Consider the following 18601-nt stretch of genomic DNA (forward strand, 5'->3'; position numbering starts at 1 on the left):
TGTTTGTAATTTTGAAATGTATATAAAAATCAATTTGTTTCTTTATTATAATTGACAAATATGAATCGATATAGCATGTATAACGATAGGTTTAAAGGTATTTTTATTTGGAAACAACTTCATTATTTTCAGAAAGGAAGTGTAATCATGATTAGTCAGTCAACGTTATTTTTATTCATACTACTAATTATAGGACTAATTGCTAAAAACCAATCGCTTACTGTAGCTGTTGGAGTGTTATTTTTATTGAAGTTTACGTTTTTAGGCGATAAAGTCTTTCCTTATTTACAAACGAAAGGAATTAACCTCGGTGTGACGGTTATTACAATTGCGGTGCTCGTCCCAATTGCGACGGGAGAAATAGGGTTTAAACAACTCGGAGAAGCGGCGAAATCATACTATGCATGGATTGCTTTAGCTTCAGGAGTAGCGGTTGCTTTATTGGCGAAAGGTGGGGTTCAATTATTAACGACTGATCCTCATATTACAACTGCGCTTGTTTTTGGGACAATTATAGCTGTAGCTTTATTTAATGGAGTCGCTGTAGGTCCATTAATTGGGGCTGGAATTGCCTATGCAGTTATGAGTATTATACAAATGTTTAAATAAGGAATTTTATAGTAATATAAAATTTTTGAATTCTTTCTGTTCACAAAAGTCAGATAATTGTTTATAATAGGATTAGAAACTTTGAAAAGTTACATAACAGCAGAGACTTTACACCAGATAAAATAAAAACAACATAAAACAATTTTATAATGATATTGTTTTATGTTGTTTTTATCATAAACTCTTCGGAATTCATTTTCCTCACTAACTTGTTGTTTTGAGCGTGAGGATTCGGGGAGACATTCACGCTCATGCTTTCCATGTAAGTAATGGACAACAGAGGGGAACATCGCAACAAATTTGCATGAACGTGCATTTTGCTTGCCTAAAGAGTGAACGAGCGTTCATAATTTATAAGGGGAGCAAATAGATATAAGGAGCAAGATTGGGAGAATTTTCAGGAAAAGGAGAGAATGTCATGACTGTTATTCGAGGTTTAGAAGGGGTAGTAGCAACAACATCATCTGTGAGCTCTATTATTGATGATACATTAACTTATGTTGGGTATAATATTGATGATTTAGCTGAGAATGCTACGTTCGAAGAAGTAGTGTACTTATTATGGCATCGCAAGCTGCCTAACGAAAAAGAACTAGCGGAATTTAGTGAAACTGTATCTGAATACTATAAAGTACCGGGTGAGATTTTAACATATTTGAAACAAGTAGATTTAAAAATCGCGCACCCGATGTCGGTTTTACGAACTGCGATTTCCATGCTATCATTATATGATGAGAGCGCTGAAATAATGGATGGAAAGTCTAATTATTTGAAAGCGGTTAAATTACAGGCTCAAGTCGGAACTTTAATTGCGGCTTATGCAAGAATTCGCAAAGGTTTAGATGTTGTTGAGCCAAGAAAAGATCTATCATTAGCTGCAAACTTCTTGTACATGTTAAATGATCGTGAGCCAAATGAAGTTGAAATTGAGGCTTTTGATAAGGCACTTGTACTTCATGCAGATCATGAGTTAAACGCTTCTACATTTACTGCACGTGTTTGCGTAGCTACACTTTCAGATGTGTATTCTGGTATTACAGCAGCAATCGGTGCATTAAAAGGTCCTCTTCACGGCGGGGCAAATGAAAATGTAATGAAGATGTTAACTGAAATTGGCGAAGAAGAAAATGTAGAATCATATATTCATAATGCTCTTCAAAATAAAGTGAAAATTATGGGATTTGGTCATCGCGTATATGAGCATGGTGATCCACGCGCGAAACACTTACGCGAAATGTCTAAGAGATTATGCGTGCTTTTAGGAGAAGACAAATGGTATAATATGTCTATCAAAATTGAAGACATTGTAACAAAAGAAAAAGGTCTTCCACCAAATGTTGATTTCTATTCAGCTTCTGTATACCATTGTTTAGGAGTTGACCATGACTTATTTACACCTATCTTTGCGATTAGCCGTATGTCAGGCTGGTTAGCTCATATTCTAGAACAATATGAAAACAACCGTTTAATCCGTCCGCGTGCTGATTATGATGGACCTACGCATCAAGTGTATGTTCCGATTGCGCAACGATAAGTGAAAAACACTATTTTGATAGTGAAAATACGCTTTCAAAAGTCTGATTTTTTCGGAAAGATATAATGATTAGAATATTTTAATTTGACTAACGGTTTGAACTGAGGGATTACTCCCTCAGTTTCATACATATGAAATTTCAAACATGGGGGTTATCACATTGACGACAGGTGAAAAAATTACTGTAACTAATGGTGTTATGAATGTACCAAGCAATCCGATTATTCCATTTATCGAAGGAGATGGAATTGGTCCTGATATTTGGGCTGCAGCATCTCGCGTAATAGAAGCAGCAGTTGAGAAAGCTTATGATGGTGAGAAGAAAATTGTTTGGAAAGAAGTGCTTGCAGGGGAAAAAGCATTCAACCAAACAGGCGAGTGGTTACCAGAAGAGACATTAAATGAAATTCGTGAGTATTTAATCGCGATTAAAGGTCCACTTACGACTCCAGTTGGCGGTGGTATTCGTTCTCTAAACGTAGCACTTCGTCAAGAATTAGATTTATATGTATGTCTACGTCCAGTTCGTTACTTTGAAGGTGTTCCGTCACCTGTAAAACGTCCGGAAGATACTGATATGGTTATTTTCCGTGAAAATACAGAAGACATTTATGCTGGGATTGAATATGCACAAGGATCTCCAGAAGCAGAAAAAGTTCTTGCTTTCTTAAAAGAAGCAATGGGTGTTAATAAAATTCGCTTCCCAGAAACATCAGGAATTGGTATTAAGCCGATTTCAGAAGAAGGGACAAAGCGTCTTGTTCGTGCTGCAATTCAATATGCAATTAACGAAAAACGCTCTTCTGTTACACTAGTTCATAAAGGAAACATTATGAAGTTTACAGAAGGTGCTTTCAAAAACTGGGGTTACGAAGTAGCGGAACAAGAATTTGGCGACAAAGTATTTACTTGGGCTGAATATGACCGTATTGTTGAGAAAGATGGTAAAGATGCAGCGAACAAAGCGATGGCAGAAGCAGAAGTTGCTGGAAAAATCATCGTAAAAGATTCTATTGCAGACATCTTCTTACAACAAATTTTAACTCGTCCACGTGAGTTCGATGTTGTTGCAACAATGAACTTAAATGGAGACTACATCTCGGATGCACTTGCTGCACAAGTAGGTGGAATTGGTATTGCACCTGGTGCAAATATTAACTATGTGACTGGACATGCTATCTTTGAAGCTACACACGGTACAGCTCCAAAATATGCAGGTTTAGATAAAGTAAATCCATCTTCTGTTCTTCTTTCTGGAGTATTATTATTAGAGCACTTAGGATGGAACGAAGCTGCGAATTTAGTAACTGCTTCAGTTGAGAAAACAATTGAATCAAAAGTAGTAACTTATGATTTCGCACGCTTAATGGAAGGTGCAACAGAAGTGAAATGTTCTGAGTTTGCTAATGAACTTATTAAAAACATGGATGTAGCGATAATCAAAAACGCATAATTAAAGCGGGGGGTAAATTATGACAATCAAACGCAAGAAAGTTTCAGTCATCGGTGCAGGATTTACAGGAGCAACAACAGCATTCTTATTGGCACAAAAAGAACTTGCAGATGTTGTATTAGTGGACATTCCACAGCTGGAAAATCCAACAAAAGGGAAAGCGTTAGATATGTTAGAAGCGAGCCCAGTACAAGGTTTTGATGCTAACATTATTGGTACATCTGATTACGCAGATACTGCTGATTCTGACGTTGTCGTTATTACAGCAGGTATTGCGCGTAAGCCTGGTATGAGCCGTGATGACTTAGTAGCAACAAACTCTAAAATTATGAAAAGTATTACGCGCGACATTGCAAAACATTCACCAAATGCGATTATTGTTGTATTAACAAATCCAGTTGATGCAATGACGTATTCTGTATTTAAAGAAGCAGGATTCCCGAAAGAGCGTGTTATCGGTCAATCGGGCGTATTAGATACAGCTCGTTTCCGTACATTCATTTCACAAGAATTAAAGCTTTCTGTGAAAGACATTACAGGATTTGTTCTTGGTGGACATGGTGACGATATGGTACCTCTTGTACGCTATTCCTATGCAGGTGGCATTCCGCTAGAAACATTAATTCCAAAAGAGCGTTTAGAAGCAATCGTAGAACGTACACGTAAAGGTGGCGGTGAGATTGTAGGCTTATTAGGAAACGGTAGTGCATATTATGCGCCAGCAGCTTCTTTAGTTGAAATGACAGAAGCAATCTTGAAAGATCAACGTCGTGTATTACCTGCTATTGCATACCTTGAAGGTGAGTATGGTTATAGTGACCTTTACTTAGGGGTACCAGTAATTCTAGGTGGTAACGGAATTGAAAAAATTATTGAATTAGAACTTCTTGAAGATGAAAAAGAAGCGTTAGATCGCTCTGTAGAATCTGTACGTAACGTTATGAAAGTTCTTGTTTAATAATTAAATATAAGCGGAAAAAGATTCGGGGCCCCGAATCTTTTTCTACTATTTACTAAATTATTTTTTTGGAATAATATGAAAACGCTATCATTCGGTGTATCCTATAATGAAACTATAGACTTATACTATACATTGCCCTCGTCATAGTAATTTTCGGATAAGGTATCGCTTTTAGTAGGATAATAAGGTGAAAAAATCGGAGGGGGTTGTAACATGTTAAAGAAAAAAGTTCAAATTGGTCGTAGAATGGATGAAATTACAGTAGGAGAGAAATTATCTATCACTGAAAAAATTGAGGATAAAGATTTGTTATTGTATTTAGGGTTAACGAATGATGCCAATCCATTATATATTCAGCATGATTACGCATCCCAAACTCCGTATGAAAAGCCGATTGTCCCAAGCATTATGCTAACGGGGCTGATTACAACGGCGGTTACGAAATATTTACCAGGTCCAGGTAGTCATATTACTAGGAAGGACCTTACGTTCGTGAAACATGTTCACCATTATGAAACGTTACAAATCCACTTTGAAGTTGTGACTGTTTCAGAGGAGGAACATACAATTGATATGCTTGTATTTGCTCATGATGAAAAAGGAGAAACTGTTGTAAAAGGTTCATTAACAGTAACACCACCTTTTAAATCTGTTTCTATTATGGAAAAAGCATTAGATAATTTTTAAAAAATGAAAGTTAGAATGATATAAAAGTAGCGCTAGTCATATTCTTATTAAGGGTATGCTAGCGCTACTTTTTGTTTGGAAAGGGTGATATAACTGTGAAATGGGAAAGGGAAGACATTATTTTTGAAACGATAAGAGAAGCTGAAGTATGGGCCGATTCAATCGCGAATGAAATGTACGGGAAAGTATTTGATGGATATGAAACACCAGATTATAAAATAGCGTATGCTCTTTCGTTTTTCCTAGCGCAAAATCGAGATTTTATAGTTCATACGGAAGTGAGCTTTAAAAAAGAGAGAGCAATCTATAAAGTTTGGAAAAATCCTGTGTAGCAGAAGGTGAGTCATAATTGCTTCTATTTTCTCAATGTTACATAAACGAGCTCCATGAATAGACAATTATATTGAGGGTGAACCTGTTTTCTAGTATGATGAGAATAACGGGGAAAATGCTAGGATGAAGAAGGTTTCAAGTCTATAACTTGGAGGAAAAGAATGAACAATCGTATTTTAGTAGTTGATGATGAGGAATTTATCTTAACTTTAATTGAATTTAATTTACAACAAGCTGGGTTTGAAGTTATTACAGCAATGGATGGAGAAATGGCGCTTCAAAAAGCGACTACAGAACGCCCAGATTTAATTATATTAGATTTAATGCTTCCAAAAATGGATGGTATGGAAGTTTGTAAAGAATTACGATTGCAGCGTGTTATGACGCCGATTTTAATGCTAACAGCAAAAGATGATGAATTTGATAAGGTGCTAGGTCTTGAGCTTGGGGCTGACGATTATATGACGAAGCCGTTTAGCCCAAGGGAAGTTGTTGCTCGTGTGAAGGCGATTTTGCGCCGTACGAAATTACAGCAGGAAGAACAAGTTTCGGAAGCACCAGATGAAGAGAGCATCAAAATTGCAGAGCTTAAAATTTTACCGGAGTTTTATGAAGCGTACTTCCAAGGAAGGAAACTGGAATTAACACCGAAAGAATTTGAGTTACTTGTTTATCTTGCGAAAAATAAAAGTCGTGTATTAACTCGTGACCAATTATTAAGTGCTGTATGGAATTATGATTTTGCCGGTGATACAAGAATTGTTGATGTCCATATTAGCCATTTGCGCGATAAAATTGAACAAAATACGAAAAAACCGACGTACATTAAAACGATACGTGGTTTAGGTTATAAATTAGAGGAGCCAAAAGGGGATGAATAAATTTCGTTCCAGGCTTCTTTTTACATTTGTTTCTCTTATCGTTTTTATTTTAGTTGGACTAGGTGTATTATTAGAAACTGTATTTGAAAAATACTATATAGATCATGCTAAAGAGAGAATGGTAAAAGAGACACAGTATGTTGCGGTATTAGCAGAAGAGCAAGGGTTTGATGCTGTTTTAAAAAAGCCTTATGTATTTGAAAAGTTAGAAGAAAAAATACCAGCTTCTATTATATTTGTTGATGAAAAAAAGAAAGTTCAATATAGCGGAGGACAACCATCTGCATTTAGTCAAGAGATGATTAAAGAACTTTCTTCCGAAACAGAAAAGAAAGAAAATAAAGTCATTACGAAAGAAACAGATCAAAAGAATGAATTTTATCATGCTGTGTTTGTCCAGGATGTAGAAGGGAAACAAGGATACATTTTGGTGAAAAGTACAATTGATACTTTGAGGGACGTTCACCAAAAAACGTGGGGATTATTAATTATCGGATTTGTCATTGCTTGTCTTGTAGTTGTATTCCTAGGTGTCAAAATTACAGGACAATATATTAGGCCGATTGAATCAGTTACGAAAGTTGCGATTGAATTAGCGAAGGGTAATTATAAAGCGCGTGCATATGAAAGTCATTCGGATGAAACAGGAATGCTGAGTAAAGCAATTAATATTTTAGCTCGTAATTTACAAGAGATGACACTCGAACAAGAAATGCAACAAGATCGTTTGCACACATTAATTGAAAATATGGGAAGCGGAATGATTTTAATTGATAGCCGTGGTTATATAAACCTTGTAAACCGTTCTTATAAGGAGACTTTCCACGTAACGGATGAAGAATATTTAGACCGTTTATATTATGAATCATTTCACCATACGGAAATTATTGAGCTTGTGGAAGAAATTTTTATGACAGAAGTGAAAGTGCGTAAACAAATGTTATTGCCACTTAGTATTGAGCGAAAGCATTTCGAAGTATATGGAGCGCCAATTATTGGGACGAACCATGAGTGGAAAGGGATTGTTCTCGTATTCCATGACATTACTGAGCTGAAGAAATTAGAACAAATAAGAAAAGACTTTTTAGCGAATGTTTCTCATGAATTGAAGACACCGATTACTTCTATTAAAGGTTTTTCAGAAACACTCTTGGACGGAGCGATGGATAATAAAAAATTCTGCGAACATTTCTTGCATATCATTTTAAAAGAAAGTGAGCGTATGCAAGGATTAATTGAAGATTTATTAGATTTGTCAAAAATCGAGCAGCAAGGGTTTAGATTAAATATGGGTACGGTTGATATGAAGGGGATTCTTGAAGACATTCACATGGTGCTTGATAATAAAGCGGGTGAAAAAGAAATCTCTTTACAAGTGAATGTATTGAAACGAGTTTCCGTTATTGGAGATCCGAGCCGCTTAAAACAAATCTTTATTAATTTAATTAATAATGCAATCGTATATACGCCGGATGGAGGCGTTGTTTCAGTTGAATTATTAGAGGATAAATATAATGCGTATATAAAGGTGTCGGACACTGGAATTGGTATTAGTAAAGAAGAAATCCCTCGTATATTTGAACGTTTTTATCGAGTTGATAAAGCGAGAAGTAGAAATACGGGTGGAACGGGTCTTGGTTTATCAATTGTAAAGCATTTAGTTGAGGCACATCAAGGTACGATTACGGTGGATAGTGAGGTTGGAGAAGGAACAACATTTACAGTTGTTTTACCAAAATCAGCTACTGAAAAATAGGATGAAGGATATTTACAATATATTAACATTGGCTTAATTAAATATTAATAAAGCTCTGTTAATATAATACATGAAAACCCCTTCATCCAAGGAGTAATTTTGGACGAGAGTAGTTATGCTATTCTCGTCACTTCCCTTTATGCCAATGTAAGTCTGTTTATATATGATAGAAAAAAACCGTTATTTTTCTTCTCTCTATTAGTCATGTTAATATAGAGAGAGGATAGGAACGGTTTTTTTTCTGTGGAAAAATCGTTTCAAATTTGTATGGGAGGTTTGTAGTTTGGAAAAAAAAGTCGTATTAGTAGATGGTAATAATATCGCGTATCGTGCTTTCTTTGCACTACCGCTTTTAAATAACGACAAAGGTATACATACGAACGCAATTTATGGTTTTACGATGATGTTAATGAGAATATTAGAGGAAGAAAAACCGACGCATATGCTTGTGGCGTTTGATGCGGGGAAAACAACATTCCGTCATAAAACGTATAGTGATTATAAGGGAGGGCGTCAAAAGACTCCACCTGAGTTATCAGAGCAATTCCCGTTTATTCGTGAGATGCTTGATGCATTCAATGTACCGCGTTATGAGCTGGAAAATTATGAAGCGGATGACATTATGGGGACGTTAGCGAAAGAAGCGAGTGAGCAAGGGTTTCATGTTAAAGTTATTTCAGGAGATAAAGATTTACTGCAACTTGTTTCAGATAATACACTCGTATGTATTCCTCGCAAAGGGATTACGGAAGTAGATGAATATACGAAAGAAGCTTTATTTGAGAAATATAGCTTATCACCAAAGCAAATTATCGATATGAAAGGTTTAATGGGAGACCAATCGGATAACATTCCAGGTGTACCAGGTGTTGGTGAGAAGACAGCCATTAAATTATTAACGCAATTTGAAACGGTAGAAGCAGTATATGAAAACTTAGATCAAGTGAGTGGAAAGAAATTAAAAGAAAAGTTAGAAGCGAATAAAGAACAAGCTCTTATGAGTAAAGAACTTGCGACTATTATTACAGACGCACCGATTACTGTGCATGTAGATGATATGGCATATAAAGGGTATGAACCAAGCGATTTGATTCCAATGTTCGAGAATTTAGGATTTACATCCCTTTTAAATAAATTAGGTGTTACGCCGGAGGAAACGGATCCAGCTGAATTAGATGATATTACATTTGATATTGTAGAAGAAGTTATAGAAGAAATGCTTCAGCAAGATAGTGCGCTTATTGTTGAAGTGCAAGAAGATAACTATCATAAAGCCGATATTCAAGGTTTTGGTATTCAAAATGAAAATGGTTGTTACTTCATTCCGGCCGATGTTGCTCTTAAATCAGATGCTTTTAAAGAGTGGCTTGCAAATGAAGAAATGAGAAAACATACATTTGATGCGAAGCGTGCTATCGTTGCTCTCAAGTGGAAAGGTGTAGATATTCAAGGGATTGACTTTGATTTATTAATTGCTGCTTATTTACTTGATCCAGCCGATACAGATAAAGATTTCCGTACTGTAGCAAAGATGAAAGAAACACATGCGGTAAAATCTGACGAAGAAGTTTACGGGAAAGGTGCGAAGCGTGCTGTTCCTGAGCAAGAGGTAGTAGCGGAGCATGTCGCTCGTAAAGTACATGTATTATTCGATGTGAAGCAAACATTCGTAGAAGAGTTAGAAAAGAATGAGCAATATGAACTGTTTACGGATTTAGAATTACCTCTTGCTCGTGTATTAGCTGACATGGAAGTGAAAGGTGTTACAGTTGATACGGAGCGTCTTCGTAATATGGGAGAAGAGCTTGCGGGTAGATTAAAGGAAATGGAACAAGAGATTTATGAACTTGCAGGAACGGAATTTAATATTAATTCACCGAAGCAGCTTGGGGTTATTCTGTTTGAAAACTTAAATTTACCTGTTATTAAAAAGACGAAAACAGGTTATTCTACGTCTGCTGATGTACTAGATAAGCTTATGGATCATCATGCAATCATTCCGAAGATTTTACACTACCGTCAATTAGGGAAACTAAACTCTACATATATTGAAGGGTTATTAAAAGTTGTACATGACGATTCGTCTAAAATTCACACTCGCTTTAACCAAGTGTTAACACAAACGGGACGACTAAGTTCAACGGAACCAAACTTGCAAAATATCCCGATTCGCTTAGAAGAGGGAAGGAAGATTCGTCAGGCGTTTATTCCTTCAGAAGAAGGATGGATTATGTACGCAGCCGATTATTCACAAATTGAACTTCGTGTGCTTGCTCACATTGCAAAAGATAAAGGTTTAGTTGAAGCGTTCCAACATGACATGGATATTCATACGAAAACAGCTATGGATGTATTCGGTGTTGGAAAAGATGAAGTGACATCTAATATGAGACGACAAGCAAAAGCTGTAAACTTCGGCATTGTATACGGTATTAGTGATTACGGCCTTTCACAAAACTTAGGAATCACGAGAAAAGCGGCAGGGGAATTTATTGAAAGGTATTTAGAAAGCTTCCCTGGAGTACAAGAATATATGGCTGACATTGTAAAAGATGCGAAGCAAAAAGGATATGTTTCAACGTTATTAAATCGCCGTCGTTACATTCCAGAAATTACGAGCCGTAACTTTAATTTACGTAGCTTTGCAGAGCGTACAGCAATGAATACACCAATTCAAGGTAGTGCGGCGGATATTATTAAAAAGGCTATGATTATTATGGCGGATCGCTTAGAAGAAGAAGGTCTACAAGCTCGCTTACTTCTGCAAGTACACGATGAATTGATCTTTGAAGCGCCAAAAGAAGAAGTGGAAAAACTAGAAAAGCTTGTACCTGAAGTAATGGAGCATGCAATTGAACTAGCAGTTCCGTTAAAAGTTGATTATTCTTACGGTCCAACTTGGTACGACGCGAAATAAGGAAGTGATAAAATGCCGGAATTACCAGAGGTTGAAAATGTTAGACGGACACTTGAAAATCTTGTAACGGGAAAAGTGATTGAAGATGTAATTGTCACCTATCCAAAAATAGTGAAACGACCGGACGATGCAGAAATCTTTAAAGACATGCTAAGAGGCGAGATGATCGAGAATATAAAGCGAAGAGGTAAGTTTTTGCTTTTGTATGTAACGAACTATGTAATTGTTTCACATTTGCGTATGGAAGGTAAGTTTTTACTTCATCAAGAGGATGAGCCAATTGATAAACATACACACGTACGCTTCTTATTTACAGATGGAACTGAATTACATTATAAAGATGTGAGAAAGTTTGGTACGATGCATCTCTTTAAGAAAGGTGAAGAGTTTGCTCAAATGCCTCTTGCTGATTTAGGACCAGAGCCATTTGATGTTGAATTGACACCGCAGTATTTACAAGAAAGATTGCAAAAGACAAATCGCAAAATAAAAGTCGTATTATTAGATCAGCGTCTTTTAGTAGGCCTTGGAAATATATATGTAGATGAAGTATTATTCCGTTCGCAAATTCATCCAGAACGAGAAGCTGCATCTTTAACAGAAGAAGAAGTAGAAAGAATTTATGAGGCGATTGTTACAACGCTGGGCGAAGCTGTTAAGCGAGGCGGAAGTACAATTAGAACGTATATTAATTCGCAAGGACAAATTGGTTCGTACCAGGAACTTCTAAATGTATATGGGAAAAAAGGAGAACCATGTGTGACTTGCGGTACGCTATTAGAAAAAACAGTTGTTGGCGGAAGGGGAACACATTACTGCCCAATTTGCCAACCTAGAATATAGAAAAGGGATAACATCGGATAGGCATTTGTCATATACATAGAGCAGAGCTATGTATAAGGGAGGAGCTTACCGATGTACCTTTATTTATCTCTTATTTTATTAGCTTTTACATTAAGCTTAGATAGCTGTAGTGTAGGGCTAACATATGGGTTAAGGAGCGTAAGAATTCCACTAAGATCAATTATAATTATCGGGATCTGTTCAGCAGCTGTCATGCTCGTTTCCATGGGAATTGGACATATGATCGCGAAAATATTTTCGCCTGTTATCGCAACGCGTATCGGTGGGCTTGTTCTTATTGGGATAGGTATTTGGGTATTATATCAATTTTTTCGAAGTGATAAAAAAGAAGAACCAAAGCAAGAGGAGAAGGTTTGGAAACTAGAAATTGCTTCGCTAGGGTTAGTGATTCAAATTTTGCGGAAGCCGACTGTTGCGGATTTTGATAAATCAGGAACTATCTCTGCAGGAGAAGCACTACTTCTCGGTATCGCTCTTTCTGTAGATTCGTTTGGTGCTGGAATTGGTGCATCTTTATTAGGTTATGCACCTGCGATGATGGCGATATTAGTCGCGGTTATGAGTTCTTTATTTTTATTTATTGGAATGAAGCTCGGTACGATTTTATCAAATATGAAATGGTTACAAAAATTTACATTCCTGCCTGGGGTATTACTCATTATTATTGGAATTTGGAAAATGTAAGTATGGGCGTGGAACATTAGTTTCGCGCCTTTTATTATGAGGAGGATTATTATGACAGTAGTAATTGGATTAACAGGAGGCATTGCAAGCGGAAAAAGTACGGTATCAGAAATGTTTCGTGAAATGAGTATACCGGTTATTGATGCAGATATTATTGCGCGAGAAGTTGTAGAACGAGGAAAACCAGCATATAACAAAATTATAGAGGTGTTCGGAACGGAAGTGTTACAAAAAGATGGAGAGCTTGATCGACCAAAGCTTGGGAGTGTCGTTTTTTATAATGAAGAAAAACGATTGCAGTTAAACAAAATCGTTCACCCTGCAGTGCGTGAAGAAATGAATGCACAAAAGGAGATGTACATAAAAGAAGGTATGCAAGCGGTTGTGTTAGATATCCCTCTTTTGTTTGAAAGTAAATTAACAAATCTCGTTGATCGTGTTTTAGTTGTAGCGGTCACACCGAATACGCAATTGGAACGTTTAATGAAACGAAATAACTTTTCAGAAGAAGAAGCAACGGCGCGTATTCAATCTCAAATGTCACTAGAAGAAAAAGTAACGAGGGCGGATGAAGTAATTTATAATGATGGCACAATTGCTGAAACGAAAACACAATTAGCGGCTATTTTGAAAGAATGGAACATTATTGATTAAAAAATTGTGAAATTAATGAAAATGCTTAGTGACATATCTCCTTTTTGTGTTATACTATTATTGGGATTGGAGATAAATAGTATAACGCATTCAAGGGGGATAACATATTATGACTCGTGTGGCAATTAATGGATTTGGACGTATTGGGAGAATGGTGTTTCGTCAAGCAATAAAAGAAAGCGCATTCGAAATTGTAGCAATCAACGCAAGCTATCCATCCGAAACGTTAGCACATTTAATTAAATATGATACAGTACATGGTAAGTTTGACGGAACAGTGGAAGCATTTGAAGATCATTTATTAGTAGATGGGAAAATGATTCGCCTTTTAAACAACCGCGATCCAAAGGAATTGCCTTGGAAAGAATTAGGTGTTGAAGTTGTAATTGAAGCAACTGGTAAATTTAACTCGAAAGAAAAAGCAATTCTTCATGTTGAAGCTGGAGCGAAAAAAGTTATTTTAACAGCACCTGGTAAAAATGAAGATGTAACAATTGTAGTTGGTGTGAACGAAGACCAATTAGATATTACAAAACATACCGTTATTTCAAATGCATCTTGTACAACAAACTGTTTAGCGCCTGTTGTAAAGGTGTTAGATGAGCAGTTCGGAATTGAAAACGGTTTAATGACAACTGTTCACGCTTATACAAATGACCAAAAAAATATTGATAACCCACATAAAGATTTAAGAAGAGCGCGTGCTTGCGGACAGTCTATCATTCCGACAACGACGGGTGCCGCGAAAGCGCTTGCAAAAGTTCTTCCACACTTAAACGGAAAACTCCATGGTATGGCACTTCGTGTACCAACACCAAACGTGTCTCTTGTTGATTTAGTAGTAGACGTAAAACGTGATGTAACAGTTGAAGATATTAATGAAGCATTCAAAACTGTTGCAAACGGTGCGTTAAAAGGAATTGTAGAATTCAGCGAAGAGCCTTTAGTGTCTATCGACTTTAATACAAATACACACTCAGCTATTATTGATGGTTTATCTACAATGGTAATGGGTGAGCGTAAAGTGAAAGTACTTGCTTGGTATGATAACGAGTGGGGCTACTCTCGTCGTGTTGTAGATCTTGTAACGTTAGTTGTAGATGAATTAGCAAAACAAGAAAATGTACAACATATTTAAGTGAAATAGAGGGAGGGCAAGTGAATATTTGCCCTCTTTTTTTATTTTTTTCTGAAAAGAAAAAATTATAGGAGTATATTTTCAAATATTGGACAGACCAAAAAACGTTGTGATTACTGTATTTGTGAATCATTTATTTTTTTTAGGGAAAAGTAAAGAGGAAATTATGACAGAAAATCGAAAAAACTGTTGTTGCAAAATGAAAATAAACAAAGTATACTAACACTCGTAAACTTAAGAGCTGAGGTACGTAGTCACTACTTAAAGGGTTAGGACCTCTCTGGACTAACTTTCCCCCGTGGTAGTGGAGCAAGCCAAATTGCAAATTAGTTTTCAATTCGAACAGTTAGAATAAATTTACAAGGGGGAACTGTAGAATGGATACTATGGATACGATGGGTCGTCACGTGATCGCTGAACTTTGGGATTGCGATTTCGACAAGCTTAATGACATGCCGTATATTGAACAATTATTTGTGGATGCAGCACTAAGAGCTGGTGCTGAAGTACGTGAGGTTGCTTTTCATAAATTTGCACCACAGGGTGTAAGTGGAGTAGTAATTATCTCGGAATCACATTTAACAATTCATAGCTTTCCGGAGCACGGTTACGCAAGTATTGATGTTTATACTTGTGGGGATCGTATTGATCCAAATGTTGCTGCAGAATATATTGCAGAAGGTTTAAACGCGAAAACGCGTGAGAGCATCGAGCTTCCTCGAGGCACTGGTAGCTTCGAAATTAAGCAGAGAGAAACAAAAGCTCTTTAAAAAAGAACATAATTGATTTAAAATGTAAAGAGGTGTATAATGCACCTCTTTTTTAGTTTATATAAAATAGGATCACGATATGTAATAACTTAGAGTGGTCATTATAGAAGAATGAGTTATATAATATTGTATATATATTTTCACATGTAGGTGAGTAGCGAAAGAATAAAGATTATAGTGTAAAGGAGTGAATGAATTGCGTTGTCCATCCTGTTTTCATAATGGAACAAGAGTGTTAGATTCGCGTCCGGTAGACGAGGGGCGCTCTATTCGAAGGAGAAGAGAGTGTGAAAGTTGTTTAAGTCGCTTTACGACATTTGAAAGAGTAGAAGAATCACCTCTTATCGTTGTTAAAAAAGAAGGAACACGAGAAGAGTTTAATAAAGAGAAAATTTTACGCGGTTTAATTAAAGCGTGTGAAAAAAGACCTGTATCTTTAAGGCAGTTAGAGGAAGTAACGCAAAGTGTGGAGCGTGAACTTCGTAACTTAGGTATATCAGAAGTGAAAAGTGATATGATTGGTGAGATTGTTATGGAAGAACTTCGTGATATTGATGATGTTGCTTACGTACGTTTTGCTTCTGTGTATCGTCAATTTAAAGATTTAAATGTATTTATTGAAGAATTAAAAGATATACTGCAAAAAGAGAGAGAGTAGAAGGAATCTCTTTATATACTGTAAGTAAACGAGATAAGAGAGCTAGAAGCGGAAGCTAATAGCTCTTTTTCGCTAATAAAGTGAAACTTTAATCATTGGGGGGTGTTCATCCCCAATGATTATTAGTTGAACCAATCGGGCATTTACGGGAAGTTATCTCCCACCTAACTTCCTCGCATTCGCCGAATTTTGAGGTGGGAGTCTTACTGCCCGTTAATGCGGGATAAATTATATAATAAAGATAGAACGAGTGAAATATAGGTTAGATTGGATGAGAGAAAGGAAAAGCAAGAATGGAAAAACAGTCATGGATGGAGCTATTGCCGATTGATCGTTATAAAGTAAGTGCGAAAGGGTTGTTACATAATTACGACCGGAAAGTATTAACGATGTTGTATCAGCCGTTAATAGGTAGTAGAGCTTTTAGCTTATACATGACGCTATGGGGAGAGTTAGAGCAAGATCGTGTGTTTGGAAAAGAGAATACACATCACTCCCTTATGGTGACTATGCAAATGCAACTTCCTGAAATATATGGGGAACGAGTAAAGTTAGAAGCGATTGGTCTTTTAAATGTATATATTAAGAAAGAAAAAGATATTCGAATGTTTATATATGAATTGCAACCACCTTTATCTCCGAAGCAGTTTTTTGATGATATTGTTTTAAGTATCTTTTTATATAATCGCTTGAGTCGGACAAAATACAACCAAGTAAAGCAATATTTCTTAGAAGAAGAATTCGATTTTGCTTCTTATGAAAATGTTACGCGCTCCTTCAACGATGTATTTGATTCTTTTAACCCAGGTCAGTTTGAACATGCGCAAGAAGAACTGCGTATCCCGAAAACGACAACTATGCCAAATAACGAGAATGGGGATGCCCCGAAAGTTTGGAATGATTTCTTTGATTTCTCTTTATTTGTAGACGGACTATCAGCGCTTGTTCCTAAAAAGGCGATTACAGATCAAGTGCGAGAATGTGTCATTACACTCGCTTATGTGTACGGTGTGGATGCGTTATCGATGCAAAATATCGTTCTTGGCGCAGTGACAGAGATACAAACTATTGATATCGAAAGGCTTCGGAAGGGAGCACGCGATTGGTATCAATTTGAAAATGGTCAAGCACTACCTGTATTAAGTGAAAGGGTGCAACCTCATGCAGCTCGTACAATGAAAGAGGAAGAGCCATCTACGCAAGAAGAGATGCTAATGAAGCAGTTAGAGGAAATCTCGCCAAAACAACTATTGAAAGAGATTTCAGGCGGTGCAGAGGCGACGAAAGCGGACTTGCAAATCGTTGAGGATGTAATGATAAACCAAAAATTAACGCCAGGGGTTGTGAATGTACTTATTTATTACGTTATGCTACGCTCAGATATGAAGCTTGCTAAAACGTATGTCGAGAAGATTGCTGGACATTGGGCGCGAAAAAAGGTCGGTACAGTAGGCGAAGCGATGGCGCTAGCGAAAGAAGAGAATCGTCAATATCAAGAGTGGGCTGAGACGAAGAAGAAAGGCCGAACAGCTAAGAGAACGGTGCGTAAAGAAATGGTGCCTGATTGGCTTAAAGAAGAACCGAAAGAACAAGAGAAAGAAACTGTGAAGAATGACGTAAGTGTGGAAAAAAAGGCAAGTACGTTAGAGGATGAACGAAAACGATTAGAAGAAGTATTGAAAAAATATAAGCGTGATTAATAGAAGAGAATGAACGCTCTTTGAGGTGAGGAAATGGAGCATATTCAAAATTCGTTTGCGAAGTTAATGGAAAATAAAAACTTTAAAAATAGATATGAAGTGTTAAAAGCAGAAGTAATGACGCACCCACGTGTGAAAGAATTTATAGACGAACATAAAGGTGAAGTAACGACTTCGATGATTGAACGAAGTCTTGTGAAGTTATATGAATACATTGGACAAAGTGTAGGGTGCACTGATTGTCCAAATTTAGGGTCATGTAAAAATATGCTGCAAGGATATGAGCCGAAGCTTGTCATTCAAGGTAAGATGATTGATATTCAATACGATCGCTGCGTAAGAAAAGTAGCGTATGATGAGAGAAAGAAACATGAAAAACTCGTTCAAAGTGTGTATATGCCAAATGATATTTTACAGGCGTCTATGGAAAACTTAGACCCTTCAGGTTTAGATGCACGTATTGAGGCGATTGGTGCAGCGAATGAATTTTTACGTGCATATGAACCGGGGAAGAAAGTGCAGGGCTTATATCTTTACGGTAAATTTGGTGTAGGGAAAACATATCTTTTAGGGGCGATTGCAAATGAGCTTGCTCTAAAGAAAATAAGTTCGATGATTGTATACTTCCCGGAATTTTTACGTGAAATTAAAAGTTCGATTCAAGATAATACGATTGGGGAAAAGATTGATGCGGTAAAACGCGTACAAGTATTAATGTTAGATGATATCGGAGCGGAAGCAATGTCAAGTTTTGTACGTGACGATGTTCTCGGTGCAATCTTGCAATTCCGTATGTTAGAAAACTTACCGACGTTCTTTACGTCTAACTTTGATTTCAAACAGTTAGAACATCATTTAACGTATACACAGCGCGGTGAAGCAGAAGAGATGAAAGCAGCCCGTATTATGGAACGAATTCAATATTTAGCAAAGCCGATTTCTATTGGTGGAAAGAACCGTCGTCATAAGTAAAGAGCAAGCTAAGAAGCTTGCTCTTTTTTA

The 18601-nt window shown here is 36.7% G+C and carries 17 protein-coding genes; all 17 read left to right on the top strand.

Annotated elements, in window-relative coordinates:
* The first annotated feature begins 147 nt into the window (after positions 1 to 147).
* The 17 genes from MR071_RS12065 (at position 148) to dnaI (ending at position 18571) form a co-directional block, all read left to right on the top strand.
* Entirely contained in the window at positions 148 to 609 is a 462-nt protein-coding gene (locus MR071_RS12065; RefSeq protein ID WP_002112200.1) for a DUF441 domain-containing protein, read from the top strand.
* Between the two features lie 385 nt (positions 610 to 994).
* On the top strand, positions 995 to 2143 hold the full coding sequence (gene citZ / locus MR071_RS12070) for a citrate synthase (RefSeq protein WP_002112199.1): 1149 nt from the start codon (positions 995 to 997) through the stop codon (positions 2141 to 2143).
* A gap of 160 nt (positions 2144 to 2303) precedes the next feature.
* Positions 2304 to 3596 carry an NADP-dependent isocitrate dehydrogenase gene (icd, locus tag MR071_RS12075; RefSeq protein WP_142395881.1) on the top strand — a complete coding sequence of 431 codons (1293 nt, stop codon included), beginning with the start codon at positions 2304 to 2306 and terminating at the stop codon, positions 3594 to 3596.
* Between the two features lie 19 nt (positions 3597 to 3615).
* The gene (mdh, locus tag MR071_RS12080; protein ID WP_105586804.1) at positions 3616 to 4554 is read left to right on the top strand and encodes a malate dehydrogenase; all 939 of its coding nucleotides are present in this window, start codon (positions 3616 to 3618) and stop codon (positions 4552 to 4554) included.
* Positions 4555 to 4770: 216 nt separating this feature from the next.
* Positions 4771 to 5244, top strand: a complete 474-nt coding sequence (locus MR071_RS12085) for a MaoC/PaaZ C-terminal domain-containing protein (RefSeq protein ID WP_098778157.1) — start codon at positions 4771 to 4773, stop codon at positions 5242 to 5244.
* A gap of 95 nt (positions 5245 to 5339) precedes the next feature.
* A complete protein-coding gene (locus MR071_RS12090; RefSeq protein ID WP_105586803.1) occupies positions 5340 to 5576 on the top strand; it encodes a hypothetical protein in 237 nt (78 codons plus the stop codon).
* 162 nt (positions 5577 to 5738) lie between these two features.
* Positions 5739 to 6458 (top strand): two-component system response regulator PhoP, encoded by a 720-nt coding sequence (gene phoP, locus MR071_RS12095; protein WP_105586802.1) that lies wholly within the window; start codon positions 5739 to 5741, stop codon positions 6456 to 6458.
* Positions 6451 to 8214, top strand: a complete 1764-nt coding sequence (gene phoR / locus MR071_RS12100; RefSeq protein ID WP_242236188.1) for a sensory box histidine kinase PhoR — start codon at positions 6451 to 6453, stop codon at positions 8212 to 8214. Before phoP ends, phoR begins: the two co-directional genes overlap by 8 nt.
* 283 nt (positions 8215 to 8497) lie before the next feature.
* The gene (gene polA / locus MR071_RS12105; protein WP_105586800.1) at positions 8498 to 11131 is read left to right on the top strand and encodes a DNA polymerase I; all 2634 of its coding nucleotides are present in this window, start codon (positions 8498 to 8500) and stop codon (positions 11129 to 11131) included.
* A 12-nt stretch (positions 11132 to 11143) separates the two neighbouring features.
* Entirely contained in the window at positions 11144 to 11974 is an 831-nt protein-coding gene (gene mutM, locus MR071_RS12110; protein WP_242236190.1) for a DNA-formamidopyrimidine glycosylase, read from the top strand.
* A 72-nt stretch (positions 11975 to 12046) separates the two neighbouring features.
* Positions 12047 to 12679 carry a sporulation membrane protein YtaF gene (gene ytaF, locus MR071_RS12115; protein WP_078172713.1) on the top strand — a complete coding sequence of 211 codons (633 nt, stop codon included), beginning with the start codon at positions 12047 to 12049 and terminating at the stop codon, positions 12677 to 12679.
* A gap of 51 nt (positions 12680 to 12730) precedes the next feature.
* Positions 12731 to 13333 carry a dephospho-CoA kinase gene (gene coaE / locus MR071_RS12120; protein ID WP_105586798.1) on the top strand — a complete coding sequence of 201 codons (603 nt, stop codon included), beginning with the start codon at positions 12731 to 12733 and terminating at the stop codon, positions 13331 to 13333.
* A 109-nt stretch (positions 13334 to 13442) separates the two neighbouring features.
* Complete coding sequence (locus MR071_RS12125; RefSeq protein ID WP_016096022.1) at positions 13443 to 14471, top strand: glyceraldehyde-3-phosphate dehydrogenase; 1029 nt, start codon at positions 13443 to 13445, stop codon at positions 14469 to 14471.
* Between the two features lie 386 nt (positions 14472 to 14857).
* Complete coding sequence (gene speD / locus MR071_RS12130) at positions 14858 to 15241, top strand: adenosylmethionine decarboxylase (protein WP_002003660.1); 384 nt, start codon at positions 14858 to 14860, stop codon at positions 15239 to 15241.
* 196 nt (positions 15242 to 15437) lie between these two features.
* Positions 15438 to 15899, top strand: coding sequence for a transcriptional regulator NrdR (nrdR, locus tag MR071_RS12135; protein ID WP_001203686.1), 462 nt, complete (start codon positions 15438 to 15440; stop codon positions 15897 to 15899).
* Between the two features lie 293 nt (positions 15900 to 16192).
* Positions 16193 to 17599 carry a replication initiation and membrane attachment family protein gene (locus tag MR071_RS12140; RefSeq protein WP_242236192.1) on the top strand — a complete coding sequence of 469 codons (1407 nt, stop codon included), beginning with the start codon at positions 16193 to 16195 and terminating at the stop codon, positions 17597 to 17599.
* Positions 17600 to 17632: 33 nt separating this feature from the next.
* Positions 17633 to 18571, top strand: a complete 939-nt coding sequence (gene dnaI / locus MR071_RS12145; protein ID WP_105586796.1) for a primosomal protein DnaI — start codon at positions 17633 to 17635, stop codon at positions 18569 to 18571.
* Positions 18572 to 18601: the final 30 nt, after the last annotated feature.

Source organism: Bacillus cereus group sp. BfR-BA-01316 (assembly GCF_022664195.1).
Lineage (GTDB): Bacteria > Bacillota > Bacilli > Bacillales > Bacillaceae_G > Bacillus_A.

Coding starts and splice junctions, on each gene's coding strand:
- MR071_RS12065 (WP_002112200.1), top strand. CDS start 148: ATGATTAGTCAGTCAACGTTATTTTTATTCATACTACTAATTATAGGA.
- mdh (WP_105586804.1), top strand. CDS start 3,616: ATGACAATCAAACGCAAGAAAGTTTCAGTCATCGGTGCAGGATTTACA.
- MR071_RS12085 (WP_098778157.1), top strand. CDS start 4,771: ATGTTAAAGAAAAAAGTTCAAATTGGTCGTAGAATGGATGAAATTACA.
- phoP (WP_105586802.1), top strand. CDS start 5,739: ATGAACAATCGTATTTTAGTAGTTGATGATGAGGAATTTATCTTAACT.
- phoR (WP_242236188.1), top strand. CDS start 6,451: ATGAATAAATTTCGTTCCAGGCTTCTTTTTACATTTGTTTCTCTTATC.
- mutM (WP_242236190.1), top strand. CDS start 11,144: ATGCCGGAATTACCAGAGGTTGAAAATGTTAGACGGACACTTGAAAAT.
- ytaF (WP_078172713.1), top strand. CDS start 12,047: ATGTACCTTTATTTATCTCTTATTTTATTAGCTTTTACATTAAGCTTA.
- coaE (WP_105586798.1), top strand. CDS start 12,731: ATGACAGTAGTAATTGGATTAACAGGAGGCATTGCAAGCGGAAAAAGT.
- MR071_RS12125 (WP_016096022.1), top strand. CDS start 13,443: ATGACTCGTGTGGCAATTAATGGATTTGGACGTATTGGGAGAATGGTG.
- speD (WP_002003660.1), top strand. CDS start 14,858: ATGGATACGATGGGTCGTCACGTGATCGCTGAACTTTGGGATTGCGAT.
- MR071_RS12140 (WP_242236192.1), top strand. CDS start 16,193: ATGGAAAAACAGTCATGGATGGAGCTATTGCCGATTGATCGTTATAAA.
- dnaI (WP_105586796.1), top strand. CDS start 17,633: ATGGAGCATATTCAAAATTCGTTTGCGAAGTTAATGGAAAATAAAAAC.